This window comes from Lacinutrix chionoecetis, assembly GCF_053604665.1.
Map to the genome: position 1 here is coordinate 125,753 of NZ_JBSHNQ010000086.1, position 20,193 is coordinate 145,945.

General features: G+C 34.2%; 21 protein-coding genes. 11 read left to right on the plus strand and 10 right to left on the minus strand.

The window, feature by feature from the left end; translation table 11 throughout:
* Positions 1–77: 77 nt before the first annotated feature.
* Entirely contained in the window at positions 78–1,388 is a 1,311-nt protein-coding gene (gene tyrS, locus ACVC43_RS12830) for a tyrosine--tRNA ligase (RefSeq protein WP_452224935.1), read from the plus strand.
* A 314-nt stretch (positions 1,389–1,702) separates the two neighbouring features.
* Here the strand turns inward: tyrS and ACVC43_RS12835 are convergent, their stop codons facing one another.
* The 3 genes from ACVC43_RS12835 to ACVC43_RS12845 all read right to left on the minus strand — a co-directional run bounded on the left by ACVC43_RS12835 (position 1,703) and on the right by ACVC43_RS12845 (position 6,056).
* Entirely contained in the window at positions 1,703–2,683 is a 981-nt protein-coding gene (locus ACVC43_RS12835) for a LuxE/PaaK family acyltransferase (protein WP_452224936.1), read from the minus strand.
* A 118-nt stretch (positions 2,684–2,801) separates the two neighbouring features.
* Positions 2,802–3,596 carry a T9SS type A sorting domain-containing protein gene (locus ACVC43_RS12840; RefSeq protein ID WP_452224937.1) on the minus strand — a complete coding sequence of 265 codons (795 nt, stop codon included), beginning with the start codon at positions 3,594–3,596 and terminating at the stop codon, positions 2,802–2,804.
* Between the two features lie 93 nt (positions 3,597–3,689).
* The gene (locus tag ACVC43_RS12845; protein WP_452224938.1) at positions 3,690–6,056 is read right to left on the minus strand and encodes a lamin tail domain-containing protein; all 2,367 of its coding nucleotides are present in this window, start codon (positions 6,054–6,056) and stop codon (positions 3,690–3,692) included.
* A 239-nt stretch (positions 6,057–6,295) separates the two neighbouring features.
* On the opposite strand from ACVC43_RS12845, the gene ACVC43_RS12850 reads away from it, so the two are divergent.
* On the plus strand, positions 6,296–6,979 hold the full coding sequence (locus tag ACVC43_RS12850; protein ID WP_452224939.1) for a response regulator transcription factor: 684 nt from the start codon (positions 6,296–6,298) through the stop codon (positions 6,977–6,979).
* A gap of 4 nt (positions 6,980–6,983) precedes the next feature.
* Positions 6,984–8,018, plus strand: coding sequence for a sensor histidine kinase (locus tag ACVC43_RS12855; RefSeq protein WP_452224940.1), 1,035 nt, complete (start codon positions 6,984–6,986; stop codon positions 8,016–8,018).
* On the opposite strand, the gene ACVC43_RS12860 is transcribed toward ACVC43_RS12855, so the two are convergent.
* Entirely contained in the window at positions 8,001–9,050 is a 1,050-nt protein-coding gene (locus ACVC43_RS12860) for a glycosyltransferase (protein WP_452224941.1), read from the minus strand. The genes ACVC43_RS12855 and ACVC43_RS12860 overlap by 18 nt on opposite strands.
* Positions 9,051–9,123: 73 nt before the next feature.
* On the opposite strand from ACVC43_RS12860, the gene trmB reads away from it, so the two are divergent.
* The 8 genes from trmB (at position 9,124) to ACVC43_RS12900 (ending at position 15,111) form a co-directional block, all read left to right on the plus strand.
* The gene (gene trmB / locus ACVC43_RS12865; RefSeq protein ID WP_452224942.1) at positions 9,124–9,798 is read left to right on the plus strand and encodes a tRNA (guanosine(46)-N7)-methyltransferase TrmB; all 675 of its coding nucleotides are present in this window, start codon (positions 9,124–9,126) and stop codon (positions 9,796–9,798) included.
* A 2-nt stretch (positions 9,799–9,800) separates the two neighbouring features.
* A complete protein-coding gene (locus ACVC43_RS12870) occupies positions 9,801–10,430 on the plus strand; it encodes a LysE family transporter (RefSeq protein WP_452224943.1) in 630 nt (209 codons plus the stop codon).
* Between the two features lie 4 nt (positions 10,431–10,434).
* Positions 10,435–10,764, plus strand: coding sequence for an MGMT family protein (locus tag ACVC43_RS12875; protein ID WP_452224944.1), 330 nt, complete (start codon positions 10,435–10,437; stop codon positions 10,762–10,764).
* Positions 10,765–10,784: 20 nt separating this feature from the next.
* Positions 10,785–11,831 (plus strand): T9SS type A sorting domain-containing protein, encoded by a 1,047-nt coding sequence (locus ACVC43_RS12880; RefSeq protein ID WP_452224945.1) that lies wholly within the window; start codon positions 10,785–10,787, stop codon positions 11,829–11,831.
* Positions 11,832–11,955: 124 nt separating this feature from the next.
* Complete coding sequence (locus ACVC43_RS12885; protein ID WP_452224946.1) at positions 11,956–13,092, plus strand: P-loop NTPase; 1,137 nt, start codon at positions 11,956–11,958, stop codon at positions 13,090–13,092.
* Between the two features lie 53 nt (positions 13,093–13,145).
* Positions 13,146–13,388 (plus strand): NifU family protein, encoded by a 243-nt coding sequence (locus tag ACVC43_RS12890; RefSeq protein WP_452224947.1) that lies wholly within the window; start codon positions 13,146–13,148, stop codon positions 13,386–13,388.
* Between the two features lie 169 nt (positions 13,389–13,557).
* Positions 13,558–14,625 (plus strand): NAD(P)/FAD-dependent oxidoreductase, encoded by a 1,068-nt coding sequence (locus tag ACVC43_RS12895; protein WP_452224948.1) that lies wholly within the window; start codon positions 13,558–13,560, stop codon positions 14,623–14,625.
* A 153-nt stretch (positions 14,626–14,778) separates the two neighbouring features.
* A complete protein-coding gene (locus ACVC43_RS12900; protein ID WP_452224949.1) occupies positions 14,779–15,111 on the plus strand; it encodes a ferredoxin in 333 nt (110 codons plus the stop codon).
* A 17-nt stretch (positions 15,112–15,128) separates the two neighbouring features.
* On the opposite strand, the gene ACVC43_RS12905 is transcribed toward ACVC43_RS12900, so the two are convergent.
* The 6 genes from ACVC43_RS12905 to ACVC43_RS12930 all read right to left on the minus strand — a co-directional run bounded on the left by ACVC43_RS12905 (position 15,129) and on the right by ACVC43_RS12930 (position 20,077).
* Positions 15,129–16,028, minus strand: a complete 900-nt coding sequence (locus ACVC43_RS12905) for a serine/threonine protein phosphatase (RefSeq protein WP_452224950.1) — start codon at positions 16,026–16,028, stop codon at positions 15,129–15,131.
* 29 nt (positions 16,029–16,057) lie between these two features.
* Entirely contained in the window at positions 16,058–16,750 is a 693-nt protein-coding gene (locus tag ACVC43_RS12910; RefSeq protein ID WP_452224951.1) for an SGNH/GDSL hydrolase family protein, read from the minus strand.
* A 93-nt stretch (positions 16,751–16,843) separates the two neighbouring features.
* Positions 16,844–18,022 (minus strand): acyl-CoA dehydrogenase family protein, encoded by a 1,179-nt coding sequence (locus ACVC43_RS12915; RefSeq protein ID WP_452224952.1) that lies wholly within the window; start codon positions 18,020–18,022, stop codon positions 16,844–16,846.
* 106 nt (positions 18,023–18,128) lie between these two features.
* Positions 18,129–18,863 (minus strand): tRNA1(Val) (adenine(37)-N6)-methyltransferase, encoded by a 735-nt coding sequence (locus tag ACVC43_RS12920; RefSeq protein ID WP_452224953.1) that lies wholly within the window; start codon positions 18,861–18,863, stop codon positions 18,129–18,131.
* On the minus strand, positions 18,856–19,389 hold the full coding sequence (gene rimM, locus ACVC43_RS12925; RefSeq protein WP_452224954.1) for a ribosome maturation factor RimM: 534 nt from the start codon (positions 19,387–19,389) through the stop codon (positions 18,856–18,858). The genes ACVC43_RS12920 and rimM overlap by 8 nt, the downstream gene beginning before the upstream one ends.
* 172 nt (positions 19,390–19,561) lie before the next feature.
* On the minus strand, positions 19,562–20,077 hold the full coding sequence (locus tag ACVC43_RS12930) for a 30S ribosomal protein S16 (protein ID WP_452224955.1): 516 nt from the start codon (positions 20,075–20,077) through the stop codon (positions 19,562–19,564).
* Positions 20,078–20,193 lie beyond the last annotated feature (116 nt).

Below are 20,193 nucleotides of genomic sequence, written 5' to 3' on the forward strand. Positions count from 1 at the left end.
AATAAATATTCAATATTGTAAGTTAATTATACAGCTATTTTTATCTTTGCCAATTAGAAATAAAAACCAAGCAGAAAATGGCTAATACATTTGTAGAAGAATTACGTTGGAGAGGTATGTTGCACGACATCATGCCAGGAACAGAAGAGCAATTAAACAAGGAAATGACAACAGCCTATATTGGTTTTGACCCTACAAGCGATTCGCTTCACATTGGTAGTTTAGTACCAATTATTCTATTGGTTCATTTAAAAAAAGCAGGCCATAAACCTATTGCCTTGGTTGGAGGAGCCACTGGAATGATTGGAGATCCATCCGGAAAAAGCGATGAACGTAATTTATTAGACGAACAAACCTTGGCTAAAAATGTCGCTGGGATTAAGTCTGTTTTGTCTCGTTTTTTAGATTTTAATTCTTCTGAAAAAAACGCGCCAGTTTTAGTAAATAACTACGATTGGATGAAGAATTTTAGTTTCATCGATTTTGCACGCGACGTAGGAAAGCGCATTACAGTAAATTACATGATGGCTAAAGACTCAGTAAAAAAGCGTTTTTCTGGGGAAGAAGGTAGTATTGGCATGAGTTTTACTGAATTTACTTACCAGTTAATCCAGGGTTACGATTTTCATCATTTATATAAAACCATGGGTTGCAAATTACAAATGGGAGGCAGCGACCAATGGGGAAATATAACTACGGGAACAGAATTGGTGAGACGTATGCACGATGGCGAGGACCAGGCAAAAGCCTATGCCATGACTTGTCCATTAATTACAAAAGCAGACGGTTCTAAGTTTGGTAAAAGTGAAGGAGGTAATATTTGGTTAGATACAGATAAGACTTCGGTTTACAAATTCTACCAGTTTTGGTTAAATACAACCGATGAAGATGCCGAAAAATATATTAAAATTTTTACTTTTTTAGATAAAGCAGCTATAGATAATTGCATTGCTGAACATAAAGAACAACCGCATTTACGCCTTCTGCAAAAAACATTAGCACAGGAAGTAACCACTTTTGTTCACAGTGAAGCAGATTTTTTAAACGCTGAGAAGGCCTCTGGCATTTTATTTAGTAAAAACTTTAATGAGGAAATAAGAACGCTTGACGAAAAACTGTTTTTAGATGTTTTTGAAGGTGTACCACAAGCCGACATTGCTCAGGCAGATTTAAATGAAGGGTTGGACATGATTGCAGCACTTGCTGCAAAAACTAACTTTTTAGCAAGTAATGGCGAAGCAAGACGTGCTTTAAAAGAAAATGCTGTGTCTGTAAACAAAAATAAAGTAAAAGAAGATTATAAAATTACAACTCAAGACTTAATAAACGATAAGTACGTAGTATTAAATAAAGGTAAAAAGAACACCTATATTTTAAAGGTGGTGTAATATTATTTAAAATCGTAAAAATGTTGACCTCGCAGAGTTTTTGAAACCTGTGAGGTCTTTTTTTTAGTACCTGTAAAAACAAGAAGCCCGATTGCAAAGCTGCAAACGGACTTCTAAAAATTAGTCAACCAACTAAAACTAATTTTTCTTTTTCATAGCTATCAAAATATTTTAGTGATAGCTCTCAATCATAGTCGAGATATTTTTTAAAACCTTTCAAATAATTATTTTAAGATTCTAAAATATTTATTAATATCTCGTTTCAGTCTTATATACGAATAATTTAAAGAGGTGGTTTTATTTTTAATTCTATACTATAATACCATAAGATTACAACCTCTAATGTCGCTGGTATCAAAGCGTCCGATGATTTCGAAAGTACCATCGCTCTGTACACGACCTAAATCTTGAGTTGCAATAAAAGAACAAGAATTTATATTCGCTAAATCTATAATATTTATACCTCCTGTTTTTCCAGAGTTTAAAATAGTTAAAGCATCTTCGGTATCACGCGTAATAATGCGCATCCATTTTGGGCAATTAAAAACACCTTCTCCTTTAGAATATGCTTGGCTAAGTAATTCGGTCATGCCATATTCGCTATGTATGGAACCTACACCAAAACCGGTTTTTAGAACAGAGTGAAGCTCTTGCCTAATAAGTTCTTTTCGTCTGCCTTTCATGCCGCCAGTTTCCATTATTATGGTGTTTTTAAGTCGAAATGTATGCGCTTCAACTAAATCTAACAATGCAAAAGAAACGCCAATGAGGAGTATCTTTTTACCTTCAGCATCTAATCTTTTTAGTGTTTTACTTAACGCTGAAAGATTATCGAGATAAAAGCCACTTTCTGGGTGTTCAGAATTTTTTATCAAGCTATTAACCATATAGATAAGTGAAGAACCTTCGCGCTCTAAATAACTTGGTAATAGTGCAAGAATAACATAATCTTTAATGTCACCATAAAAGGAATGAAAAGCTTTATTGTAGCTCTTTTCGTAAATAGAAATATTGGTTATATGGTGTTTGCTTGTTATATTTCCTGTTGTGCCACTACTTGAGAAAGTTTTTATAATCTTTTCTGAAGTACTCAACACGTTATGAGACTTAAAAAACTGAATAGGTAAAAACGGAATGTCTTCAATCCGTTTTATATCGCTCGGGTTTTTGTATAACAAATCGCAAAACGAACGATAGACAACATTATTTTCAAACTGAAATCTAAAAATCTGCAAGGCCAAATCGTTGAATTCGGCTTCAGTTTTAATACTAAAGATCTTGTTGGTGTCTATCATTTTATTTGTTATTTCGATTGAAAATTTTTTTTAAAATTTCTGTATCGAGAACACACAAAAATAAACAAAAAGAGCGTTACCGTAGGCAACGCTCTTTTAAGATTATATTTGTGAAAGCTTATTTAATTACTAATTTCTTAGTAGTTGTCGCTCCATTTTGGTTTAAATGTAAAATATAAACTCCAGCGTTTAAATTAGAAACATTTAAACGGTCATTTACCGTTTGAGATAATACTTGCTTTCCTAAAACATCGAAAACAGTTGCATTAATCGCTTCGTTAGAAGTTGTATTAATGTTTACAAATCCTGTATTAGTAGGATTTGGGAATATTGAGAATTCTGTAATTTCATTTTGCGGTACAGAAAGTGTAAATATCTGTCCTACGTTTAAAGTTCCAGGAGTTTCTGCAATTGGTCCAGTCCATGTAAAATCAGAATAATCCGTTCCTGGTCCATTAGTAAGTTGTAAAGATTCTCCAACTGGTGTTGTACCTGACTCAGAAACACCAATGTCTGTAGATGTCATACCAATTGCTGCACCAGAGATAGCCGTTAAACTACCTTCGTAACTTAAAAACTGGATTACAGTACCATTATCTATCAATGCTAAACCATCTGGAGCTCCATTTTGGATACCACCACTTGGGCCAGCAAAAGATACAGCACCAAAACCTGCGCCTTCGTCATCAATAGTTCCAGATAGTGTAATAGTATCATACAACGTTCCATTAGAACCATTGTAAAACTCAACTGTCCAACCTGTTAAATCGGTGCCAGCAGGTCCTGCAATTTCTACGGCTTCATTAACATCTCCACCACCATTGTCATAGTGAATTTCATTAATAAAAACAGATTGTGCAGATAAGCTACATGTTAATACTAATGTAAAAAGTAAAAAGTAAATTTTTTTCATAATATGTTTTTTTAAAATTAAGTGGCGAATGTAAGCATAAAAAAAAGGCTGGTAAATTTTTACCAGCCTTTTAACAATAACTTAATATTGAGCTTATTTAATTACCAACTTCTTGGTAGTTGTTGCTCCATTTTGGTTTAATTTTAAAATATAAACTCCAGCGTTTAAATTAGAAACATTTAAACGGTTATTTATAGTTTGCGATAACACTTGTTTTCCTAAAATATCGAAAACAGTTACATTAATTGCTTCGTTAGAAGTGGTTGTAATGTTTACAAATCCTGTATTTGTTGGATTTGGATAAATTGAGAAGCTAGTTGTGTTAAACGTCTCTACAGATAATGTTGTACCATCATTTTTAGCTCCAGGTGAAAATAATACCATGTTAGTCATGATAGTAGTATGGTCTACAAAAGCGCCTGTAAAGTCTGGCGCACGAGCAATAGATTGGTTGTTTCCAGCAGCGGTATAAGTTTCAACTACAAGGGCTACATCATTATTGTCTCTTATTGTAACAGTATCACCACCATTATTTAAGCTTAATTGTCCAGTAGAAGCTGTTTGTGATATAAACGCAATGTTTGTTGGTGTTCCACCGCCAAATACAGTTATAAAGCTATTAGGAGCTAAAATAGTTCCAGCAGGAAATATATGTCTGTCTGATACTCCATCCGCAATTACATAATCACTTAAATCTACTGCAGTTGTTCCAGAGTTATAGATTTCGATAAACTCATCTTCATTACTATCTGCTGTACCATCACCATTGGCATCGCCAACATCTCCAGCAGCATTACTTGGGTCTGCATGAATTTCATTAATAATTAAAAACACAGGGTCGCAATTTGCTGCTGGTACTGTACCAGATAAGGTTGTACCATCGCAATCGCCTCCATTTAAAGTAATATCCCAAGCAGAACCTTCACTTAAACCAGTAATAGTTATTATACCATCTGCAATAGTAGCAGGATCGTCACCGCCTACAGTTCCTGCAGATGTGGTAGATACTGAGGTTATTGTATTATCAGATCCTGTGTAAGGAATATTAATTATTACTTGGTCATTATTATCACCATCTGTATTAGAAAGACACGTGTAAGATTCAGCACCTAAAATAACATCACAAACAGCACAATCTGAAACTGGTCTCGTCCCTAAAGTGGGGCAGGTTCCAAAAGCTTCTAAATTTACGTTAGATAAACTCCATCCAGAATAACCATCTACACCATCATCTAAATACTGTATACCAATAAATACATCGGTTCCAGAAGCTGCCGATAAATCAATACTGTATGTACCTCCATCTGTTAAGGTTTGTGCAGTTGTCCATGTTGTTGAAGACGGACAGCCAGAATAAGCACTAGTGTAATTAATATTTAAATCTGTAACACCAAAACTCTCAGCAGCATTAAGCGCTAAATTTAAATCTGTAACAGAAGTCATGTCTAAAGGCCCAAAAATCATCCAAGCCTCGATAGCTTCTTGACATCCACCTCCGCAAAATGCATTTAAACTGTAGGTGCCAGAGTTTAATTCCCATTCGTCTCCTGCTGTATTTGGCGTAACAGTAACTATTTCAAAAGTTTCTGCTCCCATACTTAAATCGAAACAGGTATTAGGAACTGGGTCACATTCTGCTGCATCTACAACGCCAGAAGCAGAAATGGTATCACAATCACCGCCATTTAATACTACATCCCATGCATCTCCTTCAGATAAACCTGTAATTACAATTGTTCCATTGGCTACAGACGAAGGATCATCTCCAGCAACCGTGCCTCCAGAAGTTGTAGTAACCGATGTTATACCTGCATCTATACCTGTGTAGGGTATGCTTATGGTAACAGAGTCATTATTGTCTCCAACAGTGTTGGTATTACATGTATAACTTGTTGCTCCAAACGAAACTCCACACGCAGTCGCAAATCCGGTCCAAGTAAAATTATCTACCATAAGTCTTTCAGTTGTCCCAGCCGATACAATTCTTACACCTACATTAGGGTTAGCACTATTTATCGAACCAGTTATGGTTTTCCAGTCAGAATCTGTAGTTACAGTTCCATCTATTACAGAAGAAGCGTTCCAATTTGCACCATTATCTGTAGTGGTTTCTACAACAAAATTTGTTGCAGGACTTCCATCCCATCTTCTTGCTTGAAATGAAAATGTTCCTAAACCTCCCGAAGTAACCATCATTGTTAAAGAGGTTGAAGCATTATTACGTAATCTTACAGAGTAAGTGCCAAATCCACCGGGAAACCCGTCTTGATCAGCAGTTCCATTTCTAAAAACATCAATTCCTGTAGCTGTAAAATTTAAAGCTGCATCTGTGTAGGTGTAATCACCATAACCTCCTGGTGATGGACTCCAATTAGCATCAGTATCAAAATCAATTGTCCCTTGTCCAAAAGAAACAGCTGATATTAAAAAAGTAAGTAATAAAAAGTAAATTTTTTTCATAATTTTTGTTTTAAATTTAGATATCCAAATATATGAATATTAAGCCTTTTCGCATAATTTAATTCTTTTTGAATTAATTTTTTAACTATAAGATAACATTTTGGAGTTATTAAGATATTTTCAATAAAAAAGACGTTAAATTTTCAACATGCTAATATTAACTTAATGTTACTATTTCCAAATTAATATTAAATTATCTGATTAATCTTATCTTTACTCTTTAGAAATAGAGTTGTAAAATGAATAAAAAGGATATAAAAATTCTGCTTGTAGATGATGAGCCGGATATTTTAGAAATTGTAGGTTATAATTTAACTCGTGAAGGTTATCAAGTAACAACTGCTAATACTGGTTTTGATGGTGTTGCAAAAGCGAAGGCTGTAGAGCCTCACCTTATTATCTTAGACGTTATGATGCCTGAGATGGACGGTATAGAAGCTTGTGAAAACATTAGGAAAATTCCAGAATTAAAAAATACAATCATTACATTTTTAACAGCCAGAGGAGAAGATTATTCTCAAGTTGCTGGCTTCGACGCAGGTGCAGATGACTATATTACAAAACCAATTAAGCCAAAGGTTCTGGTTAGTAAAGTAAAAGCATTGCTTAGACGCTTAAAAACCGAAGAAACCAGTACGCCAAATCTTGTAATTGGAGACATTGTTATTAATAGAGAAGAGTATAAAATTTCCATTAAAGGAAAAGAACTTATTCTGCCCAGAAAAGAATTCGAATTACTATCTTTATTAGCATCAAAACCAGGAAAAGTATTTAAAAGAGAGAATATTTTAAATAAAGTTTGGGGAAACGAAGTTGTTGTTGGAGATAGAACCATAGATGTACATATTAGAAAACTAAGAGAGAAAATTGGAGACAAATCGTTTAAAACCGTGAAAGGTGTGGGTTATAAATTTGTAGACTAATGGAATGGAAATAAAGAAAACCTATAAATTTGCTTTTAAAACCTCGTTATACATAACCATAGTATTAACGCTCGCAACGAGCGTTTTTTTATACGTTTTCTATTTGGTTAAATGGTGGCATATTTTATTATTTGCTGCAGGTTGTTATGGTTTATCTTTTGCTGTTATTCAATATCGTGCGCAAAATTTTATATACAAACGTATCAAAAAAATATACGATGATCTTACGTTGTTAGAAGCGACTACATTTAGAGCGAAGCCCATTACTACAGATATGGCGACGCTTACTCAAGAAATAGATAGATTTGCCAGAGACAAAAAAATAGAAATTGAAACTTTAAAAATTCGTGAAGAATACCGAAAAGAATTTTTAGGAAATGTGTCTCACGAGTTAAAGACACCACTTTTTACTGTTCAAGGATATTTAGAAACCTTAATAGATGGTGCTGCACAAGATAAAAAAATAAGAGATAAATACTTAGAGCGTGCTAATAAAGGAGTAGAGAGATTAATCTATATCGTTAAAGATTTAGATATGATTACTAAGTACGAGGTTGGAGAATTACGTATTGAAACTGAAACGTTTGATATTGTTAATCTTGTAAAAAGTATATTCGATTTGTTTGAAATGAAAGCAGCAAAAAAGAAAATTACACTAACATTCGATATAGATTACGAGCCTATTTATGTAAAGGCAGATAAAGAAAAAATAGAACAAGTAGTTACTAACCTTATCACAAACTCTATAAAATACGGACGAGAAAAAGGCACAACCGAAATTGGGATTAATAACCTTATTAAAAATAAGATTTTAGTGCGTGTAACAGATAATGGCGAAGGGATTGAAAAAGAAAATATCCATAGAATATTTGAGCGTTTTTATCGTGTAGATAAAAGCGGTTCAAGAAAAGTGGGAGGCTCTGGTTTGGGCTTGGCAATAGTTAAACATATTATAGAGGCACACGACGAAAAGATTTATGTAGAAAGCGAATTTGGAGTCGGTAGTGAATTTTCATTCACTTTAGAAAAGGCTAAATAACTCTTTTATATCTGGTTTTCTATTGTTTATATTTAAGCCTTTAAAACGCTTTGCTTTTTCAATCTCACTTAATTTAAAATCTTCTTGAGTACAAAAATATGCCAATTGCAACTCTGTAAAACGTTTGGCCAAATATTCTTGTTCAAATTGTCCTGGTGTAGGTATAAAAAGTGCTTTTTTTCCTAACGCAGCTAAATCCATAACAGTGGTGTAACCAGAACGGGAAATAATTAACTTACTGCTGTTTATAGCTTTTTCTAAAGTTTCAGACGTCATAAAATTATAGATGGTAAACTGGTTTTTAGTCACACAGGTTTGTATATTTTCTATTACTCCTTTTACAAAAAGAATAGTTCCGTTATAATTTTTTAACTCATCAAAAAGTTTTTGTTCTAAAAGCGTGCGTTGCGGTTCTGGCCCAGACAATAATACCATTAAATCGTAATTAGGTTCTACTTTAGTTTTGGTTAACCTGCTTAAAGGACCTATATATTTAACCTTTAATCGCTTGTTGTTAGAGAGATGCCCAAGAGCGCCACTTAAATTTGTATCGCTTTTAAAATCGGGTACCCAAATTTGGTCATAGTTTTTAAGTTGAATTTGATTGAGTTTAGAACTTAAATAACTGGTATTACCACTTAAAACATTTAATTGATGGGTGATAATAACCGATGGTATTGTTTTGCAATAAATACCAAATCTACTGTCCGATATTATACCATCAATAGCATAGTTTTTTACAATGTGTTGTATGGCTTTTCTTTCGGCTTTATATGTTTTTATAATATGTGGTAGTTGCGTTAAGAGCTTTAATTTTAAGTGCGATCCCGTCTTTTGATATGTAATATTAAACGCTGGTAATTCAATACATTTTAACTCTGGAAATTCCTTTTGTAATATTAATAAAGCAGCACCATCACTGGCGATTATAGGCTCAAAATCACTGTCTATAAGCCAGTTAATTATAGGAATGCATCGTGTTGCGTGGCCAATTCCCCAATGCAGCGGAGCGATAAGAATTTTTTTCTTCATATTAAATAACAAAGATAATCATTATCACGCTCACGTATATTTCCTTAGTTTTGCTAAAACTTAATTTATTGTAGTGGGAAGTAAGAATAAACTTAAAAGATTTAATGAGAACGAAACGTTTGCTAACGTATTTCAGCCAAAACGAGAAGATTTAGTAGAGGCTATCTACGAGATGAAGGGCAACTGGAACGCTAAACATTTTAAAAACAATAATCCATTAGTATTAGAATTAGGGTGTGGAAAGGGTGAATACTCAGTTAACTTAGCCAAAAAATATCCAAATAAAAATTTTATTGGTATCGATATTAAAGGGGCACGTTTTTGGAGAGGCGCAAAAACTGGTATAGAAGAAAACATCCCTAATGTTGCCTTTTTAAGAACCCAAATAGAACTTATAGATTACGCTTTTGCCGAAAACGAAGTCGACGAAATCTGGATTACCTTTCCAGATCCGCAAATAAAATACAAGCGTACAAAACATAGAATGACGAATTCTGAGTTTTTAAAACGCTATAAAAAAGTTTTAAAACCAGAAGGCGTAATGAACCTAAAAACCGATAGCGAATTTATGCATGGTTACACGCTTGGATTGCTTCATGGAGAAGGACACGACGTCTTATATGCAAACCATAACGTCTATAAACAAGAAGGTAGCCCGGAAGAAGTAACGAGTATTCAAACCCATTATGAAAGCATCTATTTAGAACAAAACAAACCAATTACCTATATTAGGTTTAAAATAAAGTAACCTTGGAAATAACACTAACTTTTGGTATTGCTTTAATAGTGGCTCTTGTAGGCGTTATCCCTCCAGGCTTATTGAATATGACTGCCGCAAAAGTTAGTATTAAAGATGGGCACACACGCGGTTTGGTGTTCTCTTTGGGAGTCTGCATTGTAGTGGTATTACAAACCCTAATAGCATTAGTTTTTGCACGGTATTTAAGCAACCATCCAGATGTAATAGATATTTTGCAACGTGTCGCTTTTGTGTTATTTGTTCTTATAACAGTATATTTTTTATTACTCGCAAAAAAAGCCAGCAAACCTAAAGTAGAACCCAATGTAAAAAGTAAAAAGAGCCGCTTTTTTCAAGGGATATTATTATCTGCATTAAATATTTTCCCTATTCCATATCAAGCTTATATGGCGACTACTTTTGTGGCTTTTAAATGGATAAAATTAGACCCAACAGGTATTGCCTCTTATGTGGCTGGTGCTGCAACAGGCACTTTTGTAATGTTGTATATTTATGTTTTCTTTTTTGAAAAAATAAAAAGTAAAAAAATTAAATCTCAAAAGAACATGAATTACATTATTGGGATCATTACAGGTGTTATTTCTATAATCACATTAATAAATATAATTAAAGAGTGGTAATATTATGAAACCCGAAACGCTTAATTTCTTCGAAAAAGTTTATAAAGTGGCTCGGCAAATTCCCTACGGTAGGGTAACGAGTTATGGGGCGATTGGAAATTATCTTGGTGCTCCAAGAAGTGCGAGAATGGTTGGTTATGCCATGAATGGGTCTGTGTCTAAAGATGTTCCTGCACATCGTGTAGTAAACAGAAAAGGCTTGCTAACAGGCAAACAGCATTTTGAAGGTACCAACCTTATGCAACAGTTATTAGAGAGTGAAGGAATTACGATAAAGGATAACCAAATTCAAGATTTCGAGAACGTGTTTTGGAATCCCCTAATAGAATTGTAACTTTAATAAAAAAATAAATTATGAGATACTTTTTTATGTTATTGTCGTGTTTAGTGTTTAATGGCTTACAAGCTCAATGTAGCATAAACCCATATATACAGGCTAATTACGAAAAAGACGCCTATGTATTAGCGCTAAGAGAGATACTAAGCGATGTTTCCGACCCAGATTATAACAATCCTTTTATACCTGTTTCCAGAACGACAAGTTATTTAGAAGATTTGTCAGCTATATATAATAACCCAAATAATGATTCAGAAATTAACTTAATTTTTAATGATTTCGATATTCATGCTAACCAAGAGTATAAATCAGAATATCAAGACTTAAGTTATCAAATAGATTTTAAAATATTAAGATTTAGTGCGACCACTTCAGATAGTTGGATAAACGATTTTAAAACCACTGGTGTTTCTGGGATTCCGGAATTAGATAATTTAATGTCAACGTACCAGTTTACCGTAGATTCTTTTACAGACTTAAGTTCATGTGCTTGTACAATATTTGAAATTGAAACAAATAATGATTACATGAATTTAAAAGCTTTGGAAGATGATTTTGAAGCAATACCAGAAATTGATACTGCTGAAACAAATTTTCCAGAAATATCTTACAGATTTAATTATACAGGTGTGCCTTATAATGTTGAGGTAGAAGTTATTGAAGGTACAGGAATATACGATTCTGCAATGGCAGAGGTCTCTAACATTATTGTTGATGGAGAAAATTACATTTTTGGTCTTTATGCTCAAGACTGTTTAAGTTCTTGCACGTTAGAAGAGAATAGAATTTATTCAGTAGATAGTAATTGTAATACTTTGGCAACGCAGCAATTTGACATTAGCCAGATTAAAATGTATCCAAACCCTACTACAACACAATTAAATTTTAGCTCAAATAATGGCATAGATTACATTAATGTTATTGTTTACGATTTAACTGGAAAACACGTTCTGGAAACTATTGTCACAAATAAACTGGACGTTACATCTTTAAATTCTGGAGTTTATTTAATTAAGCTAATACAAGCAGAAAAGGCGACTATAAAAAAATTAATAATTAAGTAATATTATTTTCTCATTTAGAGCATAGAAATTACTAATTCAACTATAAATAATCTTCAAACCAACAGCTTTATTCTTCAAGCTTTATGTATTATATTTGCACTTTAGAACAAATCTAAATTAGCAAATGAAAATCACAAAACAAGACATATTAAATGCGCTCAAAACCATAACCGTTCCTGGAGAAGGACAAAACATGGTAGATAGTGGAGCCGTTAAAAATGTAGTAACTTTTGCAGATGAAGTAATAGTGGATATTACGATTAACAATCCAGCATTACAAGCGCGTAAGAAAACCGAGGTGGAAATACTTAAAGCCATTCACGAAAAAGTTTACGACAAAGCACAGGTAAAAGTAAATATAAAGGTAGATTCACCTGTAAAACCTGCCGTAAACGAAATTAAAGGAAAGGCTATTCCAGGCATTCAAAACATAGTGGCAATAGCATCGGGAAAAGGAGGTGTTGGTAAATCTACTGTAACAGCCAATATTGCTGTATCCTTATCTAAAATGGGATTTAAAGTAGGTGTTTTAGATGCCGATATTTACGGACCGTCCATGCCAATTATGTTCGACGTCGAAATGGAAAAACCATTATCTGTAATAGTAGATGGCAAATCTAAAATGAAACCTGTAGAAAATTACGGTGTTAAAATATTGTCTATAGGCTTTTTTACAAAACCAGACCAAGCCGTAGTGTGGAGAGGACCAATGGCAGCAAAAGCATTAAATCAAATGATTTTCGATGCCGCTTGGGGAGAATTAGATTTCTTACTAATCGATCTACCTCCTGGTACAGGAGATATACATTTAAGCATCATGCAATCGTTACCAATTACAGGAGCAGTTGTAGTAAGTACACCGCAAAATGTAGCTTTGGCAGATGCTAAAAAAGGCGTAGCTATGTTCCAGCAAGAAAGTATAAACGTTCCCGTTTTAGGTATTATAGAAAACATGGCCTATTTCACACCACTGGAGCTGCCAGATAACAAATATTATATCTTTGGTAAAGAAGGCGCTAAACATTTAGCTCAAGATTTAAACGTCCCGCTTTTAGGCGAAATACCTTTAGTACAAAGCATTCGAGAAGCTGGCGATGTTGGTAGACCAGCAGCACTACAAACAGCAACTCCATTAGAAAAAGCATTCGAAACCTTAACGCAAAACATAGTGCAGGAAGTGGTAAATAGAAATGAAAACTTGCCAGAAACCGAAGCAATAAAAATTACAACAATGGCTGGATGCTCGGCCGTAAAAAAATAATATTAATTCCATTTTTAACCTTTTTTAAAGGTAATGGAGAGGAAACATAACAGATGTCAACAGAGGAACTAAGACTAAACGTAGAAAAGGCTTTGGATGAAATCCGACCATTTTTACAAAGCGATGGAGGCGATATTTCGCTCCTATCCATAGAAGATGGCAAATTGGTAAAAGTACAGTTACAAGGCGCTTGCGTAGGATGTAGTGTAAACCAAATGACACTTAAATCTGGAGTAGAAATGACTATTAAAAAATATGCTCCGCAAATAGAACAAGTAATAAATATAGAAAGTTAAATTTTGGGCGTGACCTAAAGGTCAGGCTTTCGGCAGTCGCTATCAAAGATGAGCTCCAACAATGCCTCAATCCTTCACGCACATACTCGAAAAAAAACGCAACCTACAAGATAATGCTATTTTGTAAGTTTAATACATTAAAGAGATACCCACTTGCGTGGGCATTACTATGATTGAAACAGATATTCTAATTATTGGAGCAGGTCCAACAGGTTTATTTACCGTATTTGAAGCTGGTTTACTAAAATTAAAATGCCACCTTATAGACGCTTTGCCACAACCAGGCGGACAGTGTTCCGAAATTTATCCTAAAAAACCTATTTACGATATTCCAGCTTATCCAGAAATTCTTGCAGGCGATTTAACCGAAAGACTTTTAGAGCAATGCAAACAATTTGAACCTGGATTTACCTTAGGTGAACGTGCCGAAACTATAGAAAAACAAGAAGATGGAAGTTTTATTGTGACCACCAATAAAGGCACAAAGCATAAAGCTCCGGTAGTTGCTATAGCAGGTGGGTTAGGTAGTTTCGAACCAAGAAAACCATTAATCCATAACATTACCACTTTCGAAGATAAAGGTGTAGAATATATTATTAAAGATCCGGAAATTTATAGAAATAAAGAAGTGGTGATTGCAGGTGGTGGAGACTCGGCATTAGATTGGAGTATATATTTAAGCGATGTAGCCAAAAATGTAACCCTTATTCACAGAAGAAACGAGTTTCGAGGGCATTTAGATTCTGTAGAAAAAGTTCAGGAATTAAAAAATGCTGGAAAAATTAATTTAGTTACACCTGCTGAGGTTATAGGTATAGTAGGCGACTACGAAGTTAAAGCAGTAGTTGTTAGAGAGTCAGACAATATTCATATCGATAAAGATTACGAATTAGAATGCGATCATTTTATTCCGCTATTTGGTTTGTCGCCTAAATTAGGGCCAATAGCAAATTGGGGATTAGAAATAGAAAAAAATGCAATTAAAGTAGATAACAGCTTAGACTACCAAACCAACATTCCTGGCATTTTTGCTATAGGAGATGTAAATACCTATCCAGGAAAATTAAAATTAATTTTATGTGGTTTTCACGAAGCAACCTTAATGTGTCAATCGGCATATAAAATTATAAATCCAGGCAAACGCTATGTTATGAAATATACCACAGTAGCTGGAGTCGATGGGTTCGATGGTACACGAAAAGAAGCACCAAAAGCAGTAGTTAAAAAAATTGAATAAGGCATTTATCCTGCGAGGTTTGTAAAACCTTGTAGGTATTATAAAAATGTCATTTGTGAATTACAAATACGATTAAATTAATAAAAGGTATTAAATTTGATAAACCTATAATGTCACACAGAGCCTGTTAAAGTGCTTAAATAAATTAAAAATTTGCAACAAGATATAAACATAACTATAACCGATAGAGAAGGAAAAACCCACAAAATTCAAGCGCCAACAGATATGGCAATGAACTTAATGGAAGTTGTGCGCTCTTTCGAGTTAGCTCCAGAAGGCACGATTGGCGTTTGTGGTGGCATGGCTATGTGTGCCTCCTGCCAATGTTATGTATTAAGTGATACCCAACTACCAGAGAAGCAAGATGATGAAGAAGCGATGCTCTCTGAAGCATTTTACGTAAAAGACAACTCGCGTTTAGGATGCCAGATACAAATGACTCCAGAAATGGAAGGCCTGGAGGTGGAGTTGGCTCCTGAGAGTTAATAAATTACTTTGTATAATCATTCAGTCTTATAGTCCTCTAAAGCAATAGGCCCTTCTAAAAGTACTCTTACAATTTGTAAGGTCCCTTGATCTGTAGTAGAAATTTGCCATTTTATTAGTGAAATCGCACCATTTTCAATTTCAAGACCTGTAATACTTCTTGGATGTACACAACTCCCATCGTTAAAATAAGCAATATCACCAGGTTCTGGAAAACGTGGTCTGTGGGTATGGCCAACAATAGTAATTAAATTGTTGTTTTCTATTATCCATTTTTTGGTTTTCCGTTCTATTTTAATAAGCTCTTTGTAATTTTTTGCTGGACTGGTAGGATCTGCAATTCCCATAACATTTAGTGGTTTCCATAGTACACGAACCATAAAACGGCTCCATTTCCAAAATAAGAAGTTCCACCAATCGGCTTGATGACCATGTGCTAAAAATAATTCTTGTCCTGTAAGACAATGTTTTAGTACAATGCCCTCGTTATACTCTATATCTCCTAAAAGTATAACCTCTTCGCCAACTTTGGGATCGAAAAAACTGTAAAGATTTTTTTTAACGTATTTAGGGTCTCTGTAAACCATATCATGGTTTCCCCAAATTAAATGTAGTCTATTATCTTCATGAAAGAGCCTCATCAACTCGTAAACATTTTTATGAGCATTTAAAATAGCCTCGAAAGATAAATTTTCCCAAAGCTCATCACCATCGCCTAATTCGCAATAGGTGAAACCCTCTGCATAATAATGTTTTAAGGCATGAAAATAAATGTTTCGATTGTTTGCAAAATCGTCGGCAAAACTATTATCGCCACGATGGCAATCGCTAAACAATATAATTTTACTATCATTATCGAATTCGACAATTTTAGCTTCGTTATAGGCACGATCTAATCTCTTTTTTGCTGAAAACATGATGTTGGTTTAAGCTAAATTAGCTAAAATTACTTAATTATCTCTAAAGATAAAGGTAGTAAACGTTCCACAAATTTGCTGTAAGCCAATTTAGATGGGTGCAACCCATCCGAAGCCACCAAATTTGGTTGTTCAATACCTTGCCTTGTAATATCTGTAATGTTTAAAAAAGTAACATCTTGCGCCTTACAATACGCTTTGGCAAATGCATTGTATTTGTCAATGTCAGTAGAAATTTTAGAATTTTCTTTTCCAAAAGGAGTGTAGGCATAGTCTGGTATGGAAATAACAATAATCTTTTCTTTATTGCCATTTGCTTTTTCTATGGCTGTATTTACTAATTCTGGAAATTCTTTTTCGTATAATAAAAAAGGTTTGTTTTGATATTGATTATTTACACCAATAAGCAACGTTACGAAGTCGTAATTATTCTGTACACTTTCTCTTAATATTGCCTCTTTTAAATCGCTTGTCGTCCAGCCTGTTTCAGCAATTATCTTAACGTTTATCGATTTATCATCACCAAATCTGCTTATTAAACTATCTTTTAATTGCTCTGGAAAGCGACAAGATTTACATACACTTTCACCAATGGTATAGCTGTCGCCTAAGGCCAAAATAGAAATGCTTTTTTTATGGTTGTTAAGTTCTTGACTTATAACCCTATTAGTACTGCACGAGCAAAATAAAGTAATGCTAAAAAATAATATAATGATTTTCATGAATTTAAAGATACTATCTAATAATAGAAATAAAAAATGCTCGTTTATTATACGAGCATTTTAAAAATTTATATTTAAAAGGAAGATAACGGCTTATTTAAAAGCATTTAAACCCGTGACATCTAAACCTGTTATTAATAAGTGGATATCGTGTGTGCCTTCGTAAGTAACTACGCTTTCAAGATTCATCATATGTCGCATGATAGAATATTCACCGCTAATACCCATACCACCTAACATTTGTCGTGCATCACGAGCAATGGTTAATGCCATGTCTACATTATTTCGCTTAGCCATAGAGATTTGCGCTGAGGTTGCTGTACCGTTTTCACGCATAACACCCAGTCGCCATGCTAATAATTGTGCCTTTGTAATTTCGGTAATCATCTCGGCTAATTTTTTTTGCTGTAATTGAAACTGTCCAATAGGTTTTCCAAACTGCATGCGTTCTTTACTGTAGCGTAAAGCGGTATCGTAACAATCCATTGCTGCACCAATTGCACCCCAAGCAATACCAAAACGAGCAGAATCTAAGCAACCTAAAGGCGCTCCCAATCCAGATTTATTTGGTAATAAATTTTCTTTTGGTACTTTTACATTGTCGAAAATTAGTTCTCCTGTTGCACTTGCACGAAGCGACCATTTATTGTGAGTTTCTGGAGTAGAAAAACCTTCCATGCCACGTTCCACAATTAAACCATGAATTCTACCTTCTTCATTTTTTGCCCATACTACGGCAACATTACAAAATGGAGAATTACTAATCCACATTTTTGCTCCGTTTAAAAGATAATGGTCACCCATATCTTTAAAATTGGTGGTCATACCTGCAGGATTACTACCATGATCTGGTTCAGTTAAGCCAAAACTTCCCATCCATTCGCCGCTTGCTAATTTTGGTAAGTACTTTTTACGTTGTTCCTCATTACCATATTTCCAGATAGGATACATAACTAAAGAACTCTGTACCGAAGCTGTACTTCTAACACCAGAATCCCCACGTTCTATTTCCTGCATAATTAATCCGTAAGAAATTTGATCTAAGCCAGCACCACCATATTCTTCTGGAATGTAGGGTCCAAACGCGCCAATTTCTGCTAAGCCTCTAATTATCGATTTTGGAAATTCAGCTTTTTGTGCAGCCTCTTCAATAATTGGAGAAACGTCTCGTTTTACCCATTCTCTGGCGGCATCGCGTACTAATTTATGTTCATCTGTTAAAAGTTCGTCTAGATTGTAATAATCAGGAGCTTCAAATAAATCTGGTTTCATATGTGTATTTTATACCTTCAATTTTAAGAAATCCTCAAAATAAAAGAGGTTATTTTATAAGTTTCACAAAAATAACGAAAAGCAATACAGTTAGCAATTAAAAAATCTACATTTTAAGATAAAAATCTTTAGTAAGATTTATGTAGCTTTCAGTATAATCGTGTCTTGTATTTTCAATTACAAGTTCATCTATAAGTATGTTGTTCATGTCTTCCAAATTGGTAGTTTCGAGGAAAGACATCTCGATTAGTGAACGTTTAATTTCTGAATTTTTAGTCCCGCGAACCCGCGTGATTTTATTAGCCTTTAGATGTGCTGCTGAAGCTAATGCAATAAATTTTGCTTCCTCCTTAAACGGAATGATGGTACAAAAAATACCCTCTGTAATTAATAATTTCGAAACACTTGTTACTAAATGCTTAAAAGGCATGGCATCTTGAAACCGTGCTAAGTCGCGTTGAGAACTCTCGGTTTTAAAATCTTCGCTGTAGAATGGAGGATTACAAACTATTAAATCGTATTTATCCTCAATCTCTTCAGCAAATTCTGCTAAATCGGCATGATAACAAAAAAGTCGGTCGCTCCAAGGTGAGTTTTCAAAATTCTCTACACATTGCTCGTAAGCATCCTCATCAATTTCTAAAGCATCAATGACTTCTGCATGGCTACGTTGTGCTAACATTAACGATAATATTCCTGTTCCTGCACCAATGTCTAAAATGGCAAACGGTTGGTTATCTATTGTAGCCCAAGCGCCTAACAAAACACCATCTGTACCAATTTTCATGGCACATTGGTCTTGTTTCACGGTAAATTGCTTGAATTTAAAAGGTTTATTCATCCTCTAAATACAAGTCAATTAAACCCTCTGGTGTTTCAACAAAAATGATTTTATTTTTTTTATCTACTTTTAAAATAAATTCATCATTCATAGGTATTAAAATTTCAATCCCATCCCTGTCAATCTCGAAAAGTGATTGGGCAGTAGTATCATTTACACCTTTTATAACACCAACGTCTCCAAAATTTTTATCTTCAACTTTAAAACCTATAATTTCGTGAAAATAGAACTTATCGTCGTCTAATTCTGGTAAAAAGGATAATGGTAAATAGCAATCGCTTTTAATAAGGGCATCGGCATCTGCTTCGGTATCCACATCTTCGAACTTGACGCGAAGCAACTCACTTTTGTGCAATTGAGAGCTTTCCATAAAAAACGGAATTAAATTGCCGCGCAAATCTATAAATACAGAATCTAAATTTTCGTATAATTCAGGCTCATCTGTATCCAGCTTAATTAAAAGTTCTCCTTTAAAACTGTACTTTTTTACAATTTTACCAAGATAAAAACAGTCGTCTTTAGTCATCGAAAAATTTTATTTTTCTTTCCCTTAAGAGAGGGAAGCTTAGTTAATAGTAATGAAATCACACTTTACCATTGTAATGTGTTAAATTTCAAATGATGTTATTTAAAACAATATCTCACAAAAAAACTCCGATAAAAATTACCGGAGTTTAAAAGTATAAAAAATTAATTTTCTATTCTTCTTCGTTTGTAGCTTTTGCTTCTTCAGCCGGAGCTTCTTCTGCAACTTCCTCTTCAACAACTGGTGCAGCTGCTGCGATTCTTGCTTCATTTGCTGCTTTTTCAGCTTCAAATGCTTTGGCTTTAGCTTCAGCTTCAGCTTTAGATAAACCTTCTTTTTTAGCATCTACCTTTCCAGCTTTTTCATCTAACCAAGCAGCGAATTTCTTCTCAGCTTGCTCTTCAGTTAAAGCGCCTTTACGAACACCACCAGCAAGGTGATTTTTTAATAAAGCACCTTTGTAAGATAATAATGCTTTGGCAGTATCAGTTGGTTGTGCACCATTCTGAAGCCATTGTACTGCTCCATCAACATCTAACTCGATAGTTGCAGGATTAGTGTTTGGATTGTAAGCACCTAATTTTTCTAAGTATTTACCATCTCTTTTCGCGCGAGCATCTGCTGCTACGATCCAGTAATAAGGCTTTCCTTTCTTACCGTGTCTTTGTAATCTGATTTTTACAGGCATAAAAATTAATTTGTGAGGTACGCGACCTCGATTATTAATAAGTGCGCAAAGATACAATATTTATTTAAATACCAAGTTTTTAATGTAATTCTATCTCATTGTGATTTTTTATTTTA